Source organism: Acidicapsa borealis (assembly GCF_059115245.1).
The window spans coordinates 1,391,144-1,413,870 of sequence record NZ_JCACNY010000001.1 but is presented as its reverse complement, the minus strand read 5'-3'; the positions used below and the strand labels follow the sequence as shown (position 1 = coordinate 1,413,870).

Annotated in this window: 19 protein-coding genes and 1 tRNA gene; 8 read left to right on the top strand and 12 right to left on the bottom strand. The window is 57.6% G+C overall.

Annotated features, from left to right (window positions below):
* Positions 1–11 precede the first annotated feature (11 nt).
* The gene (locus AC5S27_RS05605) at positions 12–920 is read left to right on the top strand and encodes a hypothetical protein (protein WP_493933579.1); all 909 of its coding nucleotides are present in this window, start codon (positions 12–14) and stop codon (positions 918–920) included.
* 48 nt (positions 921–968) lie between these two features.
* On the opposite strand, the gene AC5S27_RS05600 is transcribed toward AC5S27_RS05605, so the two are convergent.
* Positions 969–1,190, bottom strand: coding sequence for a type II toxin-antitoxin system HicA family toxin (locus AC5S27_RS05600; protein ID WP_493933578.1), 222 nt, complete (start codon positions 1,188–1,190; stop codon positions 969–971).
* 69 nt (positions 1,191–1,259) lie between these two features.
* On the bottom strand, positions 1,260–1,469 hold the full coding sequence (locus AC5S27_RS05595; RefSeq protein WP_493933577.1) for a type II toxin-antitoxin system HicB family antitoxin: 210 nt from the start codon (positions 1,467–1,469) through the stop codon (positions 1,260–1,262).
* A gap of 119 nt (positions 1,470–1,588) precedes the next feature.
* On the opposite strand from AC5S27_RS05595, the gene hisS reads away from it, so the two are divergent.
* Positions 1,589–2,893 (top strand): histidine--tRNA ligase, encoded by a 1,305-nt coding sequence (gene hisS, locus AC5S27_RS05590; RefSeq protein WP_493933576.1) that lies wholly within the window; start codon positions 1,589–1,591, stop codon positions 2,891–2,893.
* 77 nt (positions 2,894–2,970) lie between these two features.
* A complete protein-coding gene (aspS, locus tag AC5S27_RS05585) occupies positions 2,971–4,842 on the top strand; it encodes an aspartate--tRNA ligase (protein ID WP_493933575.1) in 1,872 nt (623 codons plus the stop codon).
* 37 nt (positions 4,843–4,879) lie between these two features.
* Here aspS and AC5S27_RS05580 read toward each other — a convergent pair whose 3' ends face one another.
* The 4 genes from AC5S27_RS05580 to AC5S27_RS05565 all read right to left on the bottom strand — a co-directional run bounded on the left by AC5S27_RS05580 (position 4,880) and on the right by AC5S27_RS05565 (position 9,606).
* Positions 4,880–5,134 carry a hypothetical protein gene (locus tag AC5S27_RS05580; protein WP_493933574.1) on the bottom strand — a complete coding sequence of 85 codons (255 nt, stop codon included), beginning with the start codon at positions 5,132–5,134 and terminating at the stop codon, positions 4,880–4,882.
* Positions 5,131–5,544 (bottom strand): putative toxin-antitoxin system toxin component, PIN family, encoded by a 414-nt coding sequence (locus tag AC5S27_RS05575; RefSeq protein WP_493933573.1) that lies wholly within the window; start codon positions 5,542–5,544, stop codon positions 5,131–5,133. The genes AC5S27_RS05580 and AC5S27_RS05575 overlap by 4 nt, the downstream gene beginning before the upstream one ends.
* A gap of 61 nt (positions 5,545–5,605) precedes the next feature.
* Complete coding sequence (locus AC5S27_RS05570) at positions 5,606–8,182, bottom strand: M1 family metallopeptidase (protein WP_493933572.1); 2,577 nt, start codon at positions 8,180–8,182, stop codon at positions 5,606–5,608.
* Positions 8,183–8,679: 497 nt separating this feature from the next.
* Entirely contained in the window at positions 8,680–9,606 is a 927-nt protein-coding gene (locus tag AC5S27_RS05565; RefSeq protein ID WP_493933571.1) for an SDR family NAD(P)-dependent oxidoreductase, read from the bottom strand.
* 251 nt (positions 9,607–9,857) lie between these two features.
* Between AC5S27_RS05565 and AC5S27_RS05560 the strand changes: the two genes are divergently transcribed.
* Positions 9,858–10,475, top strand: coding sequence for a TetR/AcrR family transcriptional regulator (locus tag AC5S27_RS05560; protein ID WP_493933570.1), 618 nt, complete (start codon positions 9,858–9,860; stop codon positions 10,473–10,475).
* 241 nt (positions 10,476–10,716) lie between these two features.
* Positions 10,717–11,895 carry an acyl-CoA dehydrogenase gene (locus AC5S27_RS05555; RefSeq protein ID WP_493937274.1) on the top strand — a complete coding sequence of 393 codons (1,179 nt, stop codon included), beginning with the start codon at positions 10,717–10,719 and terminating at the stop codon, positions 11,893–11,895.
* 258 nt (positions 11,896–12,153) lie between these two features.
* Here AC5S27_RS05555 and mmuM read toward each other — a convergent pair whose 3' ends face one another.
* A complete protein-coding gene (gene mmuM, locus AC5S27_RS05550; protein WP_493933569.1) occupies positions 12,154–13,101 on the bottom strand; it encodes a homocysteine S-methyltransferase in 948 nt (315 codons plus the stop codon).
* A gap of 145 nt (positions 13,102–13,246) precedes the next feature.
* On the opposite strand from mmuM, the gene AC5S27_RS05545 reads away from it, so the two are divergent.
* Positions 13,247–13,323, top strand: a tRNA-Pro gene (locus AC5S27_RS05545).
* 218 nt (positions 13,324–13,541) lie between these two features.
* On the opposite strand, the gene AC5S27_RS05540 is transcribed toward AC5S27_RS05545, so the two are convergent.
* From AC5S27_RS05540 to AC5S27_RS05520, 5 genes are all read right to left on the bottom strand, one after another.
* Positions 13,542–14,303 carry a LytR/AlgR family response regulator transcription factor gene (locus AC5S27_RS05540; protein WP_493933568.1) on the bottom strand — a complete coding sequence of 254 codons (762 nt, stop codon included), beginning with the start codon at positions 14,301–14,303 and terminating at the stop codon, positions 13,542–13,544.
* On the bottom strand, positions 14,291–14,854 hold the full coding sequence (locus AC5S27_RS05535; RefSeq protein ID WP_493937273.1) for a sensor histidine kinase: 564 nt from the start codon (positions 14,852–14,854) through the stop codon (positions 14,291–14,293). Before AC5S27_RS05535 ends, AC5S27_RS05540 begins: the two co-directional genes overlap by 13 nt.
* A 5-nt stretch (positions 14,855–14,859) precedes the next feature.
* Entirely contained in the window at positions 14,860–15,783 is a 924-nt protein-coding gene (locus tag AC5S27_RS05530) for a twin-arginine translocation signal domain-containing protein (protein ID WP_493933567.1), read from the bottom strand.
* A gap of 394 nt (positions 15,784–16,177) precedes the next feature.
* A complete protein-coding gene (locus AC5S27_RS05525) occupies positions 16,178–16,441 on the bottom strand; it encodes a hypothetical protein (RefSeq protein WP_493933566.1) in 264 nt (87 codons plus the stop codon).
* A 65-nt stretch (positions 16,442–16,506) separates the two neighbouring features.
* Complete coding sequence (locus AC5S27_RS05520; protein ID WP_493933565.1) at positions 16,507–19,593, bottom strand: TonB-dependent receptor; 3,087 nt, start codon at positions 19,591–19,593, stop codon at positions 16,507–16,509.
* 388 nt (positions 19,594–19,981) lie between these two features.
* Here AC5S27_RS05520 and AC5S27_RS05515 point away from each other — a divergent pair, with 388 nt between their 5' ends.
* Together AC5S27_RS05515 and AC5S27_RS05510 are read left to right on the top strand one after the other, a co-directional pair.
* Positions 19,982–20,464, top strand: a complete 483-nt coding sequence (locus tag AC5S27_RS05515) for a hypothetical protein (protein WP_493933564.1) — start codon at positions 19,982–19,984, stop codon at positions 20,462–20,464.
* Between the two features lie 1,191 nt (positions 20,465–21,655).
* Positions 21,656–22,648, top strand: coding sequence for a zinc-dependent alcohol dehydrogenase family protein (locus AC5S27_RS05510; protein ID WP_493933563.1), 993 nt, complete (start codon positions 21,656–21,658; stop codon positions 22,646–22,648).
* The last annotated feature ends 79 nt before the right edge of the window (positions 22,649–22,727 follow it).

The window sequence follows — 22,727 nt, the reverse complement described above, 5'->3', positions numbered from 1 at the left end:
GCGTCATCTCTATGCGTAACTTCCAGCTGCTTTCCCTGTTCCTGGCTTCCTGTCTGGCTGTCGCTTCTGCCCGGGCGGATGGCGTGAAAAAGGCGGAAAAGCCCGGTCCGCATGAGCTTGTGGGATTTCTGCTTCGACAGAATCGCACAGCCATTGAGACGCGTCTTGGAAAGCCATTTCATCAGGAAGAGGCCGATGGCTGGATGGGCTATGCCTATCACCTTGAGAAAGGACGAGACGCATATCTGGTCGCCTTCTATGGCAAGAAAGATCGCGTACTCAAAATGGAGCTAACGGGCGACGACTACACCGGTCCGACCGGCTTCTTCGGCTTGCGGCTGGGAGACTCAGCGGAGAAAGTGCAGGCTGCGCTCGGTAAACCCGCGACGATCTCGCATGAGGCAGATGTCAACGTTGACTTATGGGATTACAAGGATGCGACCTACTCGGTTGAGATGAGCGCCGACCATAAGCTCTACAGCATCCAGATTGTGGATGACAACGAATCCCTTCCCGCTGCATATCCGGAAGGAGATGCGGTCTATGCTTTTGCCAAAACGTATGCAGAGCACGATATGGATGCGGTTATGGCTGCCGCGTCTGGGGAGATTGAGTGCTCGGACAAGGATGACTACGGCATCCAGATGGGCGAGGCGCGGAAGTTGCTTTCCGACGACAAGAGCGCCATTTCGGTTTGCCTGAAGAAGGCGGCCAGCGCGATCCTGGCCCTTGGCCCGGAGATGGAGGGAACTGACGACTCGATGCGGGTTTGGCCGGAGGTGAGTCGAACTGGAGCAGTGGTGAAGATGCCTGCGACTTCGCCGCTAGCTGAGGTGGTGTTCGTTGTGGAGACAGGTGGCTGGCGTGTGTATGAGGTCACGTTCCGGCAGAAGACCGGCGTAGGCAAACCTACGCAGTAGCCAAACTCTTGTTCGATCGGATCGAAGCCACAAACTGGAACGTTACCGCTAGAGCAGCGTGAGGAAATGATCTATCGTCAGTCCGGCTATCTTAATCAGACTTCTCAGAGTGCCTTGAGCTAGTTCTGTGTGCATCGGAACTGTGAGATTCGCACGTTCACCCGATTTCGTCATGACGCAGTGGCTGCCCACTTGGCCCCGTACGCTCCAGCCGCACTTTTCAAATGCCTTAACAGCCTGTTTCCCTGAGATATTGCTTAACCTTCCCATGGAACCTCACACCCTCAATTGCAACACAAATGGGGCTGTGGATAATTCGGCATGTGCATCGATTTAGGGCTACACGGCTACAAGCAACGGAGACATTCCAGGCGGAAGGGCGTCGGTCGCTTTCTGGTCCTCTGCCCAAAGCCAGCCTGCGATCGCTTCTTTGATATTGGCGAGGGCCTCTTTTTCGTCCTTACCCTGGCTAATGCAGCCGGGGAGAGCAGGACATTCCGCAACGATCCAGCCATCTTCTTCGGGGTGCAGGACGACGTGAAACATCATGGCTTGGCTCCTCGGAATGCTCTATGCCGTATTGTGGCGGCCGATCCAGTCTGTCGTCAATCGCCGACAGACGTATGGATTTAAGCCTACCACCATCGAACATTTAGACTAGAAGAGCGATGAGTACATTGAAGGCAGTGCGGGGGACGCGGGATCTTTTGCCTGCGGAGACAGGGCTTTGGAACCGGATTGAGGCGACGGCTCGGTCGGTGTTTGCGCGGTACAACTTTGGGGAGATTCGGACGCCGGTCTTTGAGGATACGGCGCTGTTTGCCCGTGGTGTGGGCGAAGAGACCGATATTGTCTCGAAGGAGATGTACACCTGGGAGGACCGGGCGCGGGCGCAGTCGGAAAAAACCCAATCTCTGACGCTGCGGCCGGAGAACACGGCCGGCGTGGTGCGGGCTTATATTGAGCACAAGCTGGGCGAGACCGGGCAGTTGCAGAAGCTCTATTACATCGGGCCGCAGTTCCGGCGGGAGCGGCCGCAGCGGGGACGGTACCGGCAGTTTTCGCAGATTGGGGCAGAGGTGATCGGGCCGGTTTCGGCTGGGTCCGAGTCACCACTGCGCGATGCCGAAGTGCTGGAGATGCTGGCTACCCTGCTCGACGAGCTGGGAATTTCCGGCTGGGTGTTGAAGATCAACTCCGTGGGCTCGTCGTCGGACAGGCCGAAGTATATCGAGACGCTGCGCGAGGCGCTGAAGCCGGTCGTCGGACAGATGTGCGTGGATTGCCAGCGGAGGGCGGAGACCAATCCCCTGCGCGTGCTGGACTGCAAGGTGCCGGAGGATCAGCCAATCATTGACGCGCTGCCGAAGATTGCCGATTGCCTGGACGAGGCTTCGCGTGCGCACTTTGCGGCGGTCTGCGCGGCGCTGGATGCGGCGGGTGTGCCGTACGAGCGCGATCACCGGCTGGTGCGCGGGCTCGACTACTACACGCGTACAACGTTTGAGTTCACGCACGGCGGCCTGGGCGCGCAGAATGCCCTGCTGGGCGGCGGGCGGTATGACGGGCTGAGCGAGATGATCGGCGGCCCGAAGGCTCCGGGCATCGGCTTCGCCATGGGTGAGGACCGTCTGGTGCTCACGTTGCAGGCGCTTGAGGCCGCAAAGCCGGAGCTCGCGGATGCTTACATCGCTCCGCTGGGCGACGGGCAGAATCCGGCGGCGCTGGAGCTGGCGCGGGAACTGCGCCGCGCCACTCCGGAACGGCCCGGCCTGCGCGTTGAGTTGGGTGACGGCTCGTTCCGGCTCAAGAAGTCGTTTGAGGCGGCGGATAAGGTGGCGCGGGCGATTGTGTTGCTGGGTGAGGATGAGGTCGCGTCCGGTATTCTTACGGTGAAGGATTTTGCTGCCGGGGAGCAGGTCAAGGTGGCCCGGGCGGAGTTGGCGGCGCATCTGATTGGTCTACGGAAATAACCGCAATCCTGTTGCTTTCCCACGTGGCGTTGTTACTCCCACCCCGATTTTTGTTGTTCAAGTAAAGGAATTTTTCAGTGCTTGATTTTATTGGCAAGTTGGAACGGACGAACACCTGCGGCGAGTTGCGCGCGAAGGATGCTGGCAAAGAAGTCGTGCTGATGGGCTGGGTGAACCGGCGCCGGGATCATGGCAATCTCATCTTCCTCGATGTCCGCGACCGCAGCGGCATTACGCAGGTGGTCCTGGATAAGGAACTGACGCCCGCGGGCCACGCCAAGGGCGAGATGGTTCGTCCGGAGTATGTCGTGGCGGCCATCGGACGCGTCTGCTTGCGCGAAGAGCTGGCCATCAATCCGAAGATGCCCACGGGCGAGATCGAGATTGAAACCACCGAGCTACTCGTGCTCAATGACGCCCGCCTGGCGCCGTTCTCTCCTGCTGAAGAAGCCATCGCCAACGAAGAAGTGCGGCTGAAGTATCGCTACATCGACCTGCGCCGCGCGGAGATGCAGCGCAACTTCCGCGTGCGGCACAAGATCACGCTCGCCGTGCGGCAGAGCCTCAGCGATCAGGGCTTTCTCGAGATCGAGACGCCCATCCTGACCAAGTCAACGCCGGAAGGCGCGCGCGACTTCCTCGTGCCGAGCCGCGTGCATCCGGGCGAGTTCTACGCGCTGCCGCAGTCGCCGCAGATCTTCAAACAGATCCTGATGATCTCGGGCTTCGATAAGTACTTCCAGATTGCCCGCTGCTTCCGCGATGAGGACCTCCGCGCTGACCGCCAGCTTGAGTTCACCCAGGTCGATCTGGAGATGAGCTTCCCGCAGCAGGAGACCGTTTTTGGCGTAGTCGAGAAATTCCTCGCCGCTGCGTTTGCCGCGGCTGGCGTGACGATTCCTTCGCCCTTCCCGCGCATCACCTATGACGAGTCGATGCGGCAGTTTGGCAGCGATAAGCCGGACCTGCGCCTGCCCGGCCTCACCGACGTGCGCTCTGCATTCACAGACGAGCAACTGGCCACATTGCAGATCGATCCGGCGCTGCCGGTGGTCGCGCTGCGCATTCCTACGGTTGGCGAATTGAGCCGCAAAGAGCGCGAGGATAACCATCCCAGCTTCGATCTGAAGAAGGGCGCGAAGTTCATTGACGACTTCAAGCGGCTGGCCAAGGGCTTCCCTGAAGCTGCTGCGAAGGTGCGCGAACTCGCCGGTGCTGCAGAAGAAGACTTTGTCATCATCGTCGCTGGCGACCCGGCGCATCACATCCATGCCAGCGACACCAAGTTCCCTGGACGCTTGTCCGAGCGCGAGATCAATGTCTATCTTGCAGCGGGTAACTTCCGCAGCGAGCTAGCCAAGAAGTATGCCTCGCGCCACGGAGCTTTCGGCGTGACCGAAACCATCGTCGCTGCCGCTGATCCCGACGGCGAGTTCGTGGATGGCAGCAAGGCCTTCCAGCCAATCTGGGTTACGGACTTTCCGATGTTCGAGTTCGATGCGGCGACCAGCAAGTGGATGCCTGCGCATCACCCGTTTACGGCTCCCTTCGATGCGGATATGGCGAACCTGGTCTCAGACCCCGCCAGTGTGCGCGCCAACTGCTATGACCTGGCAATGAACGGCCTTGAGCTCGGCTCAGGCTCGATCCGTATTCACCGCAAGGATGTGCAGCAGCAGATCTTCAAGGCACTCGGCATTTCGGACGAAGAAGCACGAGCCCGTTTCGGCTTCTTCCTGGACGCGCTGGAGTACGGCACGCCTCCGCACGGCGGCATTGCCCTCGGCCTCGACCGCATCGCTATGTTGCTGGCAGGCGCACCAAGCCTGCGCGAAGTCATCGCGTTCCCCAAGACGGCTAAGGCAATTGATGTGATGGTGGATGCGCCTACGTCGGTGACCGAGCAGCAGTTGAAGGAACTGCATGTGCGCGTGGCATTGAAGAGCTAGTCAGCAGCTTGAGATAACCTCTCAAGCTGCTGTCGCCTTAGTGCCGAGTCCAGTCTTTCGGTAGCTCGTCGCCCGGCATGGGCGGATCATTGGGAGCCATGCGCAGATAGTGTTCGAGCCCCTTGCCAGACTTAGCGGCTCGGCGACGAAAGAACTCTGCTGCAGTTTCCACGGCGCCGATCTTTTGCGCCAATGCGGAAGTCACCCAGGCGTCAAGCGAAATGCCGTCCTCGCGAGCCAGCTCCTCGGCACGTTTGACGAGAGATTCCGGGAGTTCGAAGGTTCGCGTCATTTCGTTGCCTCTTTTCGTCTGAGCAATTCCAGCACTTCTGCAGGAGATAGAACCTGCAATCCAAATTTCCCGGCCGCAGGAATAAAGTCTCTTCTATTATGAGTCACAATCGCATCGGCGTGTCCATTGATTGCCGCTTCGATGACCATCTCATCTCCTGGATCGATCAGTAAAGGTCTCCAGACAAAGTGAATTTCGACCGGCTCGATGAGGTTTGCCAGTTCGTCGAGGACTCCGTCCAGCACGTCCCGATCAAGCCCGAGATGCTCCCGGTAGAGGACTGCTTCATATTCGAGGAAGAGTGCTGGACTCGCGACGACTTGAACCTTTGCCGCAGCTACTTCAAGGAGTAGAGCCGCGCTGGCTCCAAGCTGCGAACGCAAGCCGGCGACCAAGACGGAAGTGTCCAAGATGCATCGTAACCTCTCGGCCACTCCCGCCTCCCTCGCGCAGACCTACTTACGAAATAGCTTACTGCTTGTCGAGCCAGGACTTCAGGTTCGGCTCCTGGGCCGAACGCAGCGAGATGCAGTCGTTGATTTGATCGGTACTGATCTTCAACGTGCGCTCTGCCGCGGCTACTTTATGCGAGGCAAAAAAGGCGGAGACCTCATCCCGCTTATCCGCGCTGCAGAAGCTGCCGGTTGATCCAACGATGTAGGCGCCGCTCGAAGTGGTGAGCTGAGCCGCAACTTTCTCCCAGTTCTGCTGCATGAACTTCCATGCAAGCTCCCGCGTTTCAATGTTGCGCAATTCGACCGATAGGAACCCTGCCACATCCTGATTGCGCACCTGTCCTGACACAGCAAATTCGAGCGCACGCGTTTCCAGCGCAGGGTCAGTGAAGTGTTCGAGACCACGCAAGCCGAGGCCGCGCTGCTGTGGGTTGGGCGCGTCGAGACTGAGCTTCTGCAGCTTGTCAAAGAGCAAGGCATCGCCGTTCGCTGCGGCAATGTTGATGGCTACTGTGAAGAGAGTCTGATCGACGCTGGCACTGTCCGCCAGGCCGCGGTCTGTGATGGCTTTGGCCTGCGCGATAGCTGCAGGATCGTTGCCGAGACCTGCAACCAACGTCAGCAGATTCGCGCGCAGTTCCCTCTTTGCCGGGGTGTCCGAGGCTTGCGGTTCACCGGTGGCCTTCAACGCCGGACCGAATTCGCGCGCGATCCACGCTGCAAGTTGTTTACGCTCTTCCGGTGTAGCGGCGATGCGGTTGTCGATGGTGCGCAGGCTGTCCGTCACTGCCTGGATCACTTCGGGAGTTGGGTCACTCTTCACGGTTGAGATCAGGTCCAGATACGACGTAACCGTAGCGCTATCAGCTCGGGTAAGAGCCCATTGATCGCCGAGCAGGCTGATGCGCTCTTCAGCGGTGAGGCCGCTCTCAACATGCGGCAGGATGGCGCGGAACATATCAGCCGGATAGCTGGTGCGGTAATAGCCTTTGCCCGATGCGTTGGCGAAGACGAACGTCGAGGCCGAGGCTGGCAGCGTTTGCTGGGCGGCGGAGAGTATTTCGCAATTAGCCTGCGCGCCGAGCTTGAAGCAGACGGGGACAGTCCACACTTCCGCCACGTCCGGCTTGTTATTCGCGTTCAGGAAGAACCGGCGCTGTGCAACCGACACATTGGCACCATTGGCCGCGTCAAGAACAAGCAGTGGCTCGCCGGGCTGCGAGACAAAGCTATCCATAATCTTGTCGATAGGCTTATGGCTTGTCGCGGTTTGTGCGGACCAGAAGTCTTCCGCTGTTGCATTGCCGAACAGGTGCGCAGCGAGATAGTTATGCACGCCCTGGCGGAAGGTCTCCTTGCCGAGATAATGCTCCACCATGAGCAGCACAGCGCCGGCCTTACCGTAGCTGATGCCATCGAACATCTCGTTGATTTCATCGGGTGTATCGGCCTTGGCGCGAATGGTGCGGGTGGTCTTCTCGGCATCAAGATCGAGCGTCTCCTGATTGCCGAGCGCTACCTCCTGCGGGATGTTCCATTCAGGCTTCCAGGCTTCGACGGGCTTGTTCTCCATCCATGTAGCAAAGCCTTCGTTGAGCCAGATGTTGTCCCACCACTGCATGGTCACCATGTCGCCAAACCACTGGTGCGCCATCTCATGCGCTACGACGAGCGCGACGTTGCGCTGCGCACCAACCGAGGCATGCGTGGAGTCGAGCAGCAGGTCAGTCTCGCGGTACGTGATGGCGCCAAAGTTCTCCATGGCGCCGGCTTCGAAGTCAGGCAGCGCAATCATGTCGAGCTTAGGCATCGGATACTTAATGCCGAAGTAAGTGTTGTAGTAGTGCAGCGTAAATTCAGTTGCTTTCAGAGCGAACGCACCATACTGCACCTGATCCGGCGTAGCGCAAACACGGATCGGCGTACCGTCGCTGGAGCCGTTGAGGCACTTGAAATCGCCTACGAGGAAAGCCAGCAGATAGGTGGACATCTTCGGCGTGGGCGCGAAGGTGATGGCGTGCTTGGCGCCTTGCTGCGCAGCATCATGAACGATATTCGTATTCGAGATGGCTGTATCGTTCTTGTCGACGACCAGCGTGACGGAGAAGGTGGACTTGAAGGCAGGCTCATCAAAGCTGGGGAATGCGCGGCGTGCATCCGTCGATTCAAACTGCGTGACGGCGTAGTTGCGCTTGGCTGTCTTCGAGAGATAGAAGCCGCGCAGCTCGTTGTTGAGGATACCGGTGTAGTCGATCTTCAGCTTGAGCTTTCCGGCGGGCAACTGCTGGCCAAAGTCGAAGGTGGCCTGCTGCTTCTCTTCGTCGGTTGTGACCTTGGCCGTGACGGTCTTGCCATCCACTGTGGTGGTCACGCTCTGGAACTTGATCTCGGCGGAGTTCAGCGTGATGGTTGCGGACGGCGCGGTGAGCGCAACATCGATGGACTCTTTGCCGGTGAATGTCGCGGCCTTGAGGTCCGGCGTGAGGCGCAGGTCGTAGTGCTCGGGCTTCACGGTCTGCGGCAGGCGCTGGGAGTATGCAACGGGCGCGAAAAGGAGCAGGGCGAGGCCTGCGAGCGAGAGGGGTTTGAACATTTTTATCCTTACTGCTGGCTACTTGCTTTCATCCCCATTGTTTCACGGAGCAGGAAGCAGGCTGCGAGACAGGCTTCAGCAGATTGAAATTGTGATAGATATGAGTACTCTGAGCCTCCGGAGAACTGGCGATATAAGCTCCCGGTCGTGGATGCGTTGTGGATGGCCGTAATTCTCGCCCTCCCTGCACCTGCCCTGCCGATGGTTCGGTCAGGTGAAGGCGCGGCGGCGACTGGGGGCTGAGCTATCTCTGACAATTCACGGTAGTGGGTCAGAATGAATCGATCGTTTCGAACTCTGGACGACAGATAGGAGTTTGAGTGACGAGAAGCGCGTTTCTCGGTACTAACCCCGTCCACACCCGTTGAGCGAGTGCTCAATGCGTACATCGCCCTAAAGTCGACAGTCGAGAACACTAGGCGCTGTGCCTAAGTCGCGCCCGTCAGCTTCCTTTGGCCCGAGACGCAGGATTGTCCGAAGGCTTCGGATCCGAGCGCCTAATGTGTGAAACGATGAATTGCCTCATGGGCGTTATCTTGAAATGATGTGTTTTGCAAATCGGTAAAGAAGGTGCTCTGGTCCACCATGTCGCCGGACAACTTACCCTCTTTGCTGGCATAAAATACGCCGCTTTTATACCGGTCATCCGAAATGGCATCTACAAAGCGTTTTGCTCCCACGTCCAGCGTATGCACCATTTCGCCCATCAAAGGGAAGACGATAGGCATCATCACATAGTTCAGCATGAATCGCATTGGGGATGGAAGACTGTCTGCCGCCTGAGTTCCTTTCGTATTCCCTGGGCTCACAGCAACAAACTTGAGCTTGGGGTACTTTCTGGCCATGGATAACGCCCACATGGTTTCTGCATACTTGACATATGAGTATGCATTCAATGCCACGAACTTCTTGCCGAAATATGACCCATCAAGAACAGCAGCAAACTCATCGACAGATGAAGTGCTCATTGAAACTCGCTTTACTCCGAGCATCTTTACGCCTGGAACAGCTTCGGCACTGACTGCCAGAACTGCCTTCCTTAACTTGTCCCGTTGGATCAACTCATCCACGAGGACCACGTTGCCTAAAATATTCGTAGCAGCTAATTGATTCATGCCGGAAGGCGTAGAGTTCGCGGCCTTTTTCCCGATGACGCCACCTGCATTTAGAACGACCGAATCAATCGGTTCCTTTATCTCCTCTACGGCTTTTCTTACGGAATCTGCATCTGCAACATTTCCAATAACAATTGAAAAAATCTTTCTCCCCGTCTGCTCCTCTAGGTCTTTTTTTGCTGCTTCTGCTCTCGCACGATTTCTGCAAAGAAGAATTACCTTTTTTGTTTCTTGTTTTAATGCGAACTGTCGGGCAGTCTCTTTCCCGAGCCCAGCATTTGCTCCGGTTATCAAGATACTTTCGATCATTTGTCTCTCCTTCTTGGGTTGTTAGTTACTTGGGGGAATGGAGCAATCCGACAGTCAGTTGATGGCCGCTCAGCGCGGCTCGGCGGCGGGCAAGCGGGCTGTGGCGTGACCGACCCTGGAGGTGGCACCGTTGACGAGAGCAATCGAATGTTTGAACCTGCTCCTGTCGAGTCCTGTCGTTATGCTTCTTGCAGCGTTACATACGCGAGAGTACGATAATCATAGATGCAATGCAAGGAGTTTCGTACGCGATGGTAACTAATATTGCAAAGCGTTCCCCGGGACGTCCAAAAGGCTTTATCCCCGACGAAGCACTCGACCGCGCAGTTGAGATGTTTTGGGAGCATGGATTTGAAGGAGTCGACGTGGAGCGGATCGCGCGCGCCGTGAACGTCACCAAACCCGCGCTATACCGGGCCTTCGGCGACAAGTCCACTCTGCTGCTCAGGGCGGTTGAGCGCTATGCGCTGATCTATGGGGCTCCGAAAATAGCAGCGTTTCAGGCGGAGCCGGATATCCACAAGGCCGTGACCACCTTCTGCGAGGCTACCGTCAACACCGCTACCGGCGACGCTCGCAGCGGCTGCATGTTGGCCGCCGCCGCGCTGGGACACTCGGATCGGGTGACGGAGATTCGTTCCTGGCTCGCGAAGGGTTTAACGGCATCCGCTGATATTTTCGCGAAACGTTTCGAGCAGGAGATAAAGGTGGGGCGGCTGACTCGGACCCCGTCAGCTAAGGTGCGAGGCCGTTTACTCGTTGACTTGTTGCAGGGTGTGCAGCTTCGCGCCAAGGTTGGTATCACTCGCGAGGAATTGCTGGAAGATGTCCGAAGCTATGTGCCCCTGATTCTCGGCGAGCAAGTCTAGGGCACGTCTCGGGCAGCGGCTGAACGAGTGCGAAATTGCCGAGGCACTCATCGAGGCCGACTTAGAAATGGGAAGTCGGCTTATGGGAATAACGTTGACCGCGAGACCCGCCTGCCTGTCGACAATTTCAAAATAGGCCATTGTCTACTCAGTGCTGCGCTGGCATTCGGGCTGTTCGCTCTGGTAGCCTTAGCTGTTTTCCAGGCTGTTTTGCGAGTTTCGCTGGAGGGTGATTTTGTCAGTGTTGAAGCAGGATGCGGCGATGCGTTCGTTGACCGAGTTGAGTGAGGATGAGCGGCTATTTCAGGCCACGGTGCGGCGGTTTGCGGCGGAGGTGATTTCGCCGCTGGTGCGCTCGATGGATGAGGAGCAGAAGTATGCTCCGGGGCTGATCGCCAAGATGGCTGAGCTGGGGCTGATGGGCATTGAGATTCCGGAAGAGCTGGGCGGGGCGGGCGGCAGCTTCTTTGACGCGATCCTGGCCGTCGAGGCGATCTCCGCTGTGGATGCGGCGGTCGCTCTGGTCATCGATATTCAGAATACGCTGTGCGTCAACTCCATCCGGCGCTGGGGCAGTGAGGCGCAGCAGCAGGAGTGGCTGCCGAAGATGGCTGAAGGCGTGGTCTGTTCGTATGCGCTGAGTGAGGCGGGGTCGGGGTCGGATGCGTTTGCCATGGAGACGCGCGCCACGAAGACCGGGGCCGGGTACAAGCTGAATGGGCGCAAGCTGTGGATCAGCAATGCGCGCGAGGCTGGGCTGTTTCTGGTCTTCGCCAATCTCAACCCTGAGGCTGGGTATCGCGGCATTACCGGCTTTCTGGTCCCTGCCGGGACGAAGGGGCTCACGGTCGGGCGCAAGGAGGACAAGCTGGGGATTCGCGCCTCGTCGACCTGCGAGGTGATCTTTGAGGATTGCGAGATTCCGGCTGCGAGTCTTTTTGGCGAAGAAGGCAAGGGATACAAGTACGCGATTGAAGTGCTGAACGAGGGGCGCATCGGCATTGGCGCGCAGATGCTCGGCCTCGCCCAGGGAGCGTGGAACCACGCGGCTCGGTACGCGCAGCAGCGCAAACAGTTCGGCAAGCCGATCGCCGAGTTTCAGGCGGTGCAGTTCACCCTGGCGGAGATGGCGACCGAGATCGAGGCGGCGCGGCTGATGGTCTATAACGCAGCCCGGCGCAAGGATGCGGGCCTGGCCTATGTGACCGAGGCGGCGATGGTGAAGTACTACGTTTCGCAGGTAGCCGAGCGCGTGGCCAGCCAGTGCGTCGAAGTCTTTGGGGGCAACGGTTATGTGCGCGATTACCCGGCAGAAAAATACTTCCGTGATGCCAAGATCGGAAAGATTTACGAGGGCACTTCGAATATGCAATTGATGACGATTGCCAAGCAGTTGCTGTCCACGCCGGTGAAAGTTTAAGACGATTTTTCCACAGCCGAATTGCGTTGAATTATGCCCGAAAAGCGCATAATGGAGACACGTCAACCAATCAGCCGCAGATGCACCCCTCGAACTGAACGTACCAGTAACTGTTGCGTGCACAAAAGTGCGTCAAACGTGCACAGATTCGAGCTGGCAACCATTCCTTAGCTCTATTTCTATCAATGGTTTACGGAAGGATGATGGGGAATAAATACCCCCTCCCCCCTCTTAACCGTGTATCGCATCCTTTGATGCTTAACGAAGTGCTTCCGCGACGGCTTGAATGTGCGCTGGACGCGTCCGGCAGCAACCGCCGACGATCTGCGCTCCGGCGGCGAACCACTGCTTCGACTGCTCGGCGAAGGTCTCTGCGGGATTGGTGCTGCAGGCATCGGGCTGCTCGATCCAGCAGCGGTTTTCTGCGTCCCAGCCTTCGCCGGAGTTGGGGTAGAGGACGATTGGCTTGTCGCTGGCCGCCTTGAGTTCCGGAATCAGGATGGGGAGCCAGCGGGGCTGGGTGCAGTTAAGGCCGATGGCGACCGTCTGCGGAAAACTGGCGGCGACGGTGGCGCAGTCGCGGAGGAGTTCGCCGTGGGCCACCTGCAACTGCGGCGCGCGGTTGTCGGGGGCGTTGAAGCAGAACCAGGCGGCTATGTTGGGCCAGGGTTCAAGGGCTTCGCCGATGGCGCGGGCTTCTTGAAGCGACGGCAGGGTTTCGAAGGCGAGCAGGTCTGCTTCGCTCTGTACGAGGACGGCGATGCGGGAGCGGTGGAATGCGACCAGTTCGGCGTGCGTGCAGTCGTAATTGCCGTGGTATTCGGCGCCGTTGTGCAGCGCTGCTCCGTAGGGGCCGAGCGAGGCGGCGATGAGGATGTTGCGGTCGGCGAATTCGGCACTGGCTTCGGTTCTGGCCTGCTTTGCAATCTCGACGGAGCGAAGGAGCGCGGCATCGGCAAGGGCTGGGTCAAGACCGAACTCAGCGTAGCCTTTGTGGGAGACCTGGTAGCTGGCGGTGAGCAGGATGTCCGCCCCGGCTTCGAGGTAAGCGCGATGGACGGCGAGGATTTTCTCCGGCTCTGCCTCGAGGACGTGGGCGGACCAGAGCGGGCCACTGATGTCGGAGCCGAGGAATTCCAGCTCGGAGGCCATGCCGCCGTCGAGGACGTGGTGGGCGGAGAGATCGAGCTGATCACGCGACGTCATCGTTTCATTATCGATGAGACGCGAGAGGGGCAGGGTTCAGAGAAAGGCGGCTTCTCTGGTACACTTACAGAAGTGCGTTCCTGCTGCTGTTCGACTATGTTTGACCAGGCCAGGCAGATTGGGTACGCAGCTAGTTGATAATGTTCGGGGAGTGGCTCAGCCTGGTAGAGCACCTGCTTCGGGAGCAGGGGGTCGGAGGTTCGAATCCTCTCTCCCCGACCAATATTTTCAATAACTTACAGGCCACGCCGTATTCAATCCTTTCAGGCTTGTGTCACGATCTGTGTCATGGCTTTCGCCTCGTCTCTTCCAACTCTTTGGGTTCCTCCGATCTCCGATTCTCCGCACCTCCACAGATCCGCCTACTTGATCGATAGCTACTCCCGAAAGAAGTTGAGTTCGGGGCCGCGTGAGGATGCAATTCGGGGGACTGAGGATCCTTATAATCCGGGAACTCTGGAGCGGAGTTGCTTGGCCTGCCGCTCGCTTACCTGCAATTGGGTACTTTCAGCGTCGGCCATCCGAATGATGTAGCTGCTCCTAAAGTAGGGCTGAATCTCGCGAATCCGGTTGAGATTGATGAGAGCCGCACGGTTCGCGCGGAAGAACTGGCGAGACGAAAGGTCGCTCTCCAGGTCGTTGAGCGGAAGGTCTACCGTATAAGACTCCTTCAGGCTGTGAGCCTTGACCAGCCCATCTTCCGCAGAGAAAAACACGATTTCATCGGGGCGAAGCAAATAGAAGCGATCACGCTTCTTGCCTACGATACGGTCCATCGGGGCGCGTCGCCTGGTAACGACATCCCGCAGATTGTCCGCGTCCGTTTGCCTATCCCGCGCGTTAGTCAGGAGAAGACGTGCGCGATCAAGCGCAGATGACAGACGTTCCTCTTCGACCGGTTTCAGCAGGTAAGCGAGAGCATTCGCCTCGAATGCTGCAAGCGCGTGTTCGTCGTATCCCGTGATGAAGATGACCAGTGGGATTGGACTGCTTTCTGGCAAGGCTCTCAACATCTGGATGCCATTCAACTGCGGCATCTCAATATCCAGAAATACGAGGTCGGGTGATTGCTGAAGTATCGCCTCCAGACCCGCAGCTCCATCCTCGGCTTCGCCGATGATCGCTAAGTCGTCATGGCATTTCAGCAGCCTCTTTAACCGGGAACGCGATGATGTCTCGTCATCGACGATTAGACAGCGCATGCAAAGCCTCCGTTGGCTGGGATGACGATTGACACTCTGCATCCGGCGGGTGAGGCGGAGTCAACCTGAATCGAGGCCTGATCTCCATAGGTTGTTCTCAAGCGAGCCTCCGTATTCTTCAGGCCCACACCGCTCGATTCCTCCTGGCCAGGAAAGCGGGACCCGGTTTGGCTTAGACCGGGATGGTAGCCAACGCCGTCATCTTCGATTTGGATCTCGATGGCATCATGCACTCGATGTGCACGGACATCTACCCGACCGCCGTTCTGCTTTGGAGAGATGCCATGCTTGACCGAGTTTTCTAGAAGCGGCTGGAGCAGCAGCGTCGGGATCACTGCGTCCGCAGCCTCAGGAGCGAGCATAAAGTTCACGCTAAGCCGCTTTCCGAACCGCTCCTGTTCAATCAGGGCATAGTTCCTCAGAAACTCGAATTCTTCGCGCAGGCTTATGAGTTGACGGTCGCTTTGACGAAGAACATGACGGAAGACACTCGCGAGGCGGAGCGTCATTCTTTCCGCATCCGCCGGACTGGTAACGACGAGGTCTGCGATTGTGTTCAGCGAGTTGAAAAGAAAATGGGGATTGATCTGTGCGCGCAGTGCGTAGCGGTCAACATTCTCTCCTTGTAGCCCGACTTTTGTCCCCTTGCAACGAGGGGGCGAAGGATCGGCATCGGTAACGTCTTTAGAATCGCTGCCGTGAGTGGAGGCAGGCCAAAGGCATCAATGGTGAGTCCGTCGCGCAGCACTTGAACCTGTTTCCACTGCAGCCGAATCCAACGTTCGCTCGCAGCTTCAACATCTACGTCGGAGTAAAGGACCTCGTTCGCTATGGAACTCACACCCGCGATGTTCTCTCGTTGCCCACTCTCCGTGAAAAGGAAGATCTTGACTGGATCGTCGGCCCCTGGCAACTGCGACAATGCGTCGAGGAAGTCGGGAGGCAAGGGTCGTACAGGATCGTATGGACTGCGGTTGGTGTGTCTGCGCGGAATGGCACGATAGAGGTCGCTCTCTTCGCGAGGGCCCGGTTGAACCACGACACGAGCGACAGGTTCCAGAGTTTGTTTCGGGAGCCGGCCGGTCAGGCTACCGTACGCGAGGATCGCAGACGCAGAATAGCCGCAAGCTGGCGCAGCCAGCATCAGATTTTCCAGCGCACAACCCATCCCGAGGTACTCCTCTCGAAGGTACGGATCCAGGTTCCCTACGTTGCGGCTACGGTCCATGTGGAGCGCGACCGAGGAGTCCGTGAGTTCAAACCGCCAAGGTTGCGTATTGTGCGGACTCGCGGCAAGAATTGCTGCCCTGACGAGCGGTAAGGTTTGCTGGCCGTTTCCTGCCTGCCAATGCTCCCACGCGCGAAAAGCCTCGCCTCTAGCTGTGCTAAAGACGCCATGATCGTAGGTGTACCAGGAACCTCCAGTTGCAGCGACAGCCGTCAACACTCCGCCGGTCTTTAGGAACTGTCTGCGATTCATCGTTCGACTCCTTGAGGCTTGGCACCTTGTGTCTCTGCCAAGCAAATCGATGATCCAGAGTCAGAGACGGCCTGCGCCACTCTTTCACAATGAGCGCGTCTTATCGACCGATGAGCGCGTGAGCCAGATGGGTAAGCGTCGGAGACGCTCGCTCCAATGAAACTCGACCTTTCGATAACAGGCAAAGTGACACAGGCAGCGTCAGAGTTTCGAGCGGACTCCTTCACGCCACGCGATCATCGAACGAATTTCCGCGCTGATCCAGTTCTTGTTGAGGCGGCCCTGAGGGTCGCAGTAAGTTCGCGTTGTCAGGCGAAGCCGCCGAAGGCCGCTCGACGGGAGGATGTTATGAAAAGGTTTATCTCTATATTCGCGAAAGCGGCATTGATTGCAGCTACTCTACCCTTGGATGTTTCCGCCAAGGCACGGAGACTTTGCCGTCGGTGGTGTAGTGCTGCACTGCGTGCCGCGCCTCGCCAGTGATGCGAACGATGGTGGTCTCCACGGTCAGGTGAGGATCGTTGTGATCGATGCGCAACGTGGTGTTGCTTGACCGCTTCGGCGTGCAGCGCTCGCCGCTTAGCTTCCACGTGCCAGAGAAGTCCGGGTCCGGCTGCGGCCAAAGTTCGGCCGGAGCTAGAAGCAATATCGGAGCCATACTCAAAAACGATCGTCTTCTCATCATGGAATGCCTCGGGTGCTTGTTCCTGGAGCTGAGCTGCGCTAGAACTGCAGACGCAGGGCGAACTGCATTTCACGTGGCGTTCCTGAGCCGACAGGGGTTATTGGGGAGATGATGGCCGTGTTCAGGTTTACCGTATTGATGATGCTGCCGAAGCCTGCGGGCTTAGCGGGATTGAAGGTGGATTGCGGCTGGCCTAACTGCGGATGATTGAAGATGTTATAGAACTCCGAGCGGAACTCCAACTGCGCGCGTTCTTTGAAAACGAACGTTTTGGCCGCGCCCAAATCTATCTGCCACGTGCCGGGACCGCGAACCAGGTTACGAGGCGCGTCGCCGAACTCTCCGGCTGGAAGAGCGAAGGCCGCGGGATTAATCCACTGTGCGACCGTCCTTCCGCCGGGCGGTGTAAGCGAGACGCCCGGCACCAGGTCAGGACGTTGCGTGCCAGAGTTTCCATCGGGCGCAACGTAGCTGCTTGGCAAAAGCACGTTGACGGGAAAGCCGGTGCGCGCCAGCGCCGTTGTGGTCAGTTGCCAGTTGCCCACGATGGCGCTGGCAATCCCGCGATCGTGCAGCATCGGCTTGCCAATGCCAAAGGGAAGCTCATAGACCACATTCCCGTTGACCACATGCCGAGCGTCCCAGGCACCGCTGGCCCAATCGCAGGCGGGACAAAGTGCATTCTGCGGCGATAGCTCGTCACCGTCTCCGCTTCCGTTAGAGCCATTGTCGAGCTCGTGCGCATAGGCGTAGTTGGCCGCCACCAGCAGCCCGTTTGCGAACGGCCTTCGCATCGAAACGGCGAGGCTGTTGTAGGAGCTCGCGCCGATTGAGCCACGCCAGGCGATAGCCGGGGCAAAGTTCGGGTAGGGCGCCAAGCCGGTAGTCGGATCGATCAGATTGACGACGTTTGTATCGAGCAGATGAACGCCGTGGCTTCCCAGGTAGGAGATGGTGGTCACGAAGTTCGCAGGCAATTCGCGCTGCACGGAAAGATCCCACTGCTCAACGTAAGTATCCTTACGATCCCGTTGTTCGGCGTTGGGCGAGATTTTTCCTGGGCCGGTGAAGTATGGGTCAACGGGGTAGGTGACATTCTTGACTGAGTAAGATGGGATCTCGTTTTTCGCGGGCAGATTCTGATCATCTAGTTGGCCGTCTTCGTGGTAGATGCCGAATCCGGTGCGAACGACGGTTTTGCCGACTCCCATTGGCGACCAGACCAGCCCTACCCTTGGATCTATGTCGCCGTAGTTTTGCTGGCCGAAGCTTGCACCGACGCCACAAAAACCCTTAGGACCGCAGGTATCGAAATCGAATGGGTTGGCTTTGCCGTGAGCCTCATTGAAGATCTGAAACACGGTGTACCGCACGCCAAGATTCATAGTAATGTTGGACTGTAACTTGAACTCGTCCTGGACGTAGCCGACGATCCAGTTCTTGCGCAAATCGTTGACAGGGAGAGCACCGGAGAGGCTTGCTTTCGCCACCTTGTTCGCTGCAAGAGCCTGCAGGCTGGAGAACGTGACCGTGCCGTGCTCCCCATAGTTCTGATTCAGTTGGATGTGGCGGACTTCGACTCCCGCTTTGATGGTTTGTCTGCCTCTTACCCACGTCAGATTGTCGATGTACGAAAAGGTGTTGCCCACATAGATGCTGTTGTAGTCGTAGTTCTGCGTGCCAAATCCCGGCCCGGGTCCGGTGGAAACTGCAATCTGATAAATAGTTCCTGTTTTGCTTGAGTTGTAGGTGTTCGATGTCGACCGATTGAATCCAAACTTGGCTTCATTGACCAGGCTGGAATTAAAGACGTGTAGCAACTCAAGGGTTCCATTGACCGGCGTGGTTACCCTCTGCTGCAAGTCTGTCGCGGAGGCAGAAAGCGGCTGCGTGTTGACCGACCGGTCGTAATTGAAGCGCATGAAAGCGGTGGTCCTCGCTGAGAAATGTTGGTCGAGCCGTAGCATCGCCGAGTTCTCGTTGACGACTTGTGTGCATGAGCAGGTCAGCAGGTCATAGTCTAGGTAGTTCGGATCACCAGGGTCATTGGCCGGCGTGTAGGGCATCAGACTGGTTCTCGGGCCTGCTCCGGGGTAGGAGTTGATGATCGCGTAGACCGGAGATGAGCTTGGAACCGTTGCTTTGAAAGCGTCGCTCGGTACGTCCCCGCTCACCGGGTAGCCCCAGACCTGCCGGTAGGCTTCAGAGGTGAGGTAAAAGAAGGTCTTGTCATGCACAATCGGTCCGCCCAGCGATCCGCCGAACTGATTCAAACGAAGAGGCTGTTGCAATTCGCCGTTCGATGCCCAGAGAGGTTCGGGAGCGTCAAAATAGTCGTTGCGCAGGTACTCAAAAAGGCGTCCGTGAAAGTGGTTCGTACCCGATAGCGAAGTGACGGCTAATTGAGCACCGCCTGTCGCGCCTTCCTCGGCGGTTGCGAGTTGTGAATCGACGCGGAACTCCGCGATCGCGTCGAGCGGAATGGAGAGACGCGCCCAGGTGCGTTGCGTCTGGCCCACAATGTTGGTGGCATCCACTCCGTCATAGGTGAAGTTGCTGTCGTCGAGGCCGCGCCCAGCGAACCGGATCGACCGCTGATTGCTGCCGCCGGTGTCGATGGCGCCGGGAACGTAGGCTGTGAGCGCCGCCCAGTTGCGGCCATTCAGCGGTAGTTCGTCAGCTTGTGTTCTCTCAATTAAGCCTGTCACCGCGCTGGTGCTGCCGTCGATCAACTTCGAACTGGCAGAGACTTCTATGCGCTCGTTACCGCCTGAGACCAGTAACGTCGCGTTGAGTGTACGCGTCCGGCCGATCACCTGCTCCACGTCAACGAAGGTCAGCGTTTTGAAGCCAGAATGATCGAAAGTGATGGTGTATCTGCCGACAGGAAGTTCAGGAATTGCATATCGTCCATCCTGGTGCGAAACCGTTTCACGCCGCAGTTGAGTGGCGTTGTCGACGACAGCGATGTGCGTTTGTCCCAGCAACCCACCCGTCGAATCAGTCACGGTGCCGGTCAATGAGCTGCGATCCACTTGAGCGAACCCCGCGATTGCAAAAGGGAAGAACAGTGTTATGGAGAGTACGAATTTGAGAGGAGAGAGAAATGGGAGGGATTTTTGCATACTGAGCTCAATACTAAAACGGCTATGAAGCGACTGAGATTGGGGGATAGGAGGAACTGACAATCGGGCACGGCGAGTGCAGGAATCTCACTTTTCGCGCACAACCACTACAGCTAGGCAATCTACGGCATCCTTTGCTTGTGGTTTGTTACAAACAGCCAACAGGTTTGTTAATAACGGGACCGAATTTGGTTCGGCTTCAATCAATCGGCCCAGTGCCAATGGATCCGCCCGGAGGCCCGTGGGCTAGATGACAAAAATGTAATGTTCCTGTCACGCCGCTGTCCAGCAGATGCTTCTAGTCTCCGGTGTGTCGGCAGTAAGACCGCGGCGCGTTTAGCAGATATTGATTCACAGCTTTCTTACAAGGATTTGGCAACCGGGATATGTGATCAGCCCCTACGTCCGTCAGGACGGAGTCGTGGAGTCAACCTACTATACCCAGGTAAACATGACGCGTACCATCGAACAGATTCTAGGTCTGAAGCCGATGAACCAGTTCGACCTCGTGGCCTCGCCGATGAAGACCATCTTCATCGATCAGCCCCCAGCGGAAAACTTCAAACCTTGGTCCCATGTGCCCAACATCATTCCACTGGATCAGGGCGTCACCACGACAGCGTCGTTGAACAAAAACGAGAGCCCTGCCGTAAAGGCTTTGCGCGTAGGCTGGATGAAGAAGAAAGCCCAGGTTTTCGCCGGTAAGCACACACTGCCTGAATCGGAAGATTCAGACACCGTCAATCACCTCAACTGGTATGAAGCCACCGGATTCATCCGGCCCTATCCTGGCGAGGCAAAGGTCCGCCCCGCGAGCGACTTTAAGAACCGCAAGGCGCCAGCCGGCGACAAGGACGACGACGGCGAATAAATCATTACAGCTAAGTTTCAACTGCCCTCTCTCCGTTCCGCGGAGGGAGGGATTTTTTGCGCCTACGATTGAAGATTTAGCGGAGAACAATCAATGCCGAGTCAACGACACGATTTGCATTGACCCGATGTTTGGCCGTCTGTGCATATACCGCTGAGAGGGGTTAGTTATACAGTTGACGAGCTGGAGCGAAGCCCGAAGGGCTTAGCGGAGGCAGGCCAGAATCGAACGCCTGGCGGCCCCCACAAGCCGCTTGCAGCGCTTCCTTGCCCCTACTCACTTGGACGGAGCGCATCAGGTCTACGCTCACGAAGAGTCGAGTGCGTGGGAGGGCAAGCCCATATGGCGACGGAAATGACAACCGAGGAGAAACAGCCCTTGCTAGTCAACCCTGGAGCGCTCAGCAACTCGAGGTTTCCCTCGACCTGTCCAGCGGCCCGCATGACAGCATTGACATCCAGCTGCTCCATTTCGCTGCTGTCGTTCAGATAGCCCACCAAGTACGATTCCGATTCGATTTCAACGCAGGCTCGACGGCAGACGAGGTACGCCACTGACTCCGCCTCCACCTTCCCGCTCCCGATGGAAAAGCGTCGAGCGGTCAGCAATCTTCAGGTAGCGATCGCCCCCGAGATGCCCCAAGAACAGGTGAGCCAGCTCGTGTGCCAAGGTGCCGAACTGCACACGTTCGGATCATAGGTTGCGTTGCTAAGAATGCGATACGTCGGAGGGATTTTCCGATCGGATGAGTGGCTCTCAGCGCTGAGGGTAAGCCGATCCATCCCGAAGCCAACGCGGCTGCACATCGTAGCCTCCGCTGAGACGAACTCGATCACCAAGTGACGGCTGTACGGGCATTCCCCAGCGTAGCAAGCTGTCGGAGGCGATTCGCTCACTGGACACCGGAAAAGTGGCGTTTTCGGACGTTTCGAATCGTAGTTTCCGATAATCCGACTTCTCGGGCACATCTCGACAGGTCTCCGGGATATTCATGAGTGTCTCGGCGATTATGCACTCCGCCAGATCGCAGATGACGAGAAGGGTGTTTATGGGTAGTGAGCGTGGCAAGAGACAAGACCGATGCCGACTGTGCGCGGGCCAGCCGCGACGGAGGCCTGCTTGTTTTGTGAGCTCAGAGGGTTGGCATCGTTGTCCTTCCTAATCCATCTAACCTGGTAGAGGAGACACATAATGTCGAAGGCAGTGCTGTTTTACAAGACCGGCGGTCCAGAAGAACTTAAGCTCGAAGAAATTGCAGTCCGCGAGCCAGCGGAGGGCGAAGTCAAGCTTAGAGTAGAGGCCATGGGCCTGAATCGCGCTGAGCTGATGTATCTTGGCGGCTATTATCTGGAGACGGCGAAGTTGCCTTCCCGGATAGGGTATGAAGTTGCTGGTATCGTGACGGACGTAGGGCCGTATGGGGACGCATCGATCGTTGGGCAGCGCTTCTCGACAGTCCCTGGGTTCTCGATGAACACCTATGGATCCCTGGGAGAGGAAGCAGTTGTCCCTGTTAGCCGGCTTGCCAGGTACCCCGAAAAGCTCTCCGCGGCGGAAGGGGCCTCGATCTGGATGCAGTATCTCACCGCGTATGGGGCGATCGTGTGGCACGGCAAGGTGACCCAAGGCGACTTTGTTCTGATCACCGCGGCTTCCAGCAGCGTAGGGATTGCTGCTATCCAGATAGTCAAGGCAGAGGGCGGTACTGCCATTGCCACGACGCGGCACAGCGATAAGCGAGATGCTTTGCTGGCGCTGGGCGCCGATCACGTCATTGTGACCGAGGAAGAAGACCTCAAGGCCCGTATGGACGAAATCACTGGCGGCAACGGGGCAAGAATCGTATTCGACCCTGTCGCCGGTCCGTTTGTCGATAAGCTTGCGGAGGTCACGGCTCAGGGCGGGACGATCTTCGAATACGGAGCGCTCTCGCTCCAGCCGACACCCTTTCCACTGATGCTCTCTCTGCAGAAAGCACTCCGTGTGCAGGGCTATACGCTCCACGAGATCACGTCCCTGCCACCTGTGCTTGAGCAGGCGTGCAACTATGTACGTGAGCGCCTGGAAGATGGCCGCTTCAAAACGACTATCGCCAGGACATTTCCATTGGAACAGTTCAGGGAAGCTTACGACTACCTCGCTTCTAATCAGCAGATCGGCAAGGTAACGATCACCATTCCGTAGCACTGGAAGAACAATGCCGGGCGAAGTTGGAACGCAACCGTCGTCCGGCAATTGTTGTGATCGACATTTGATGGTCAAA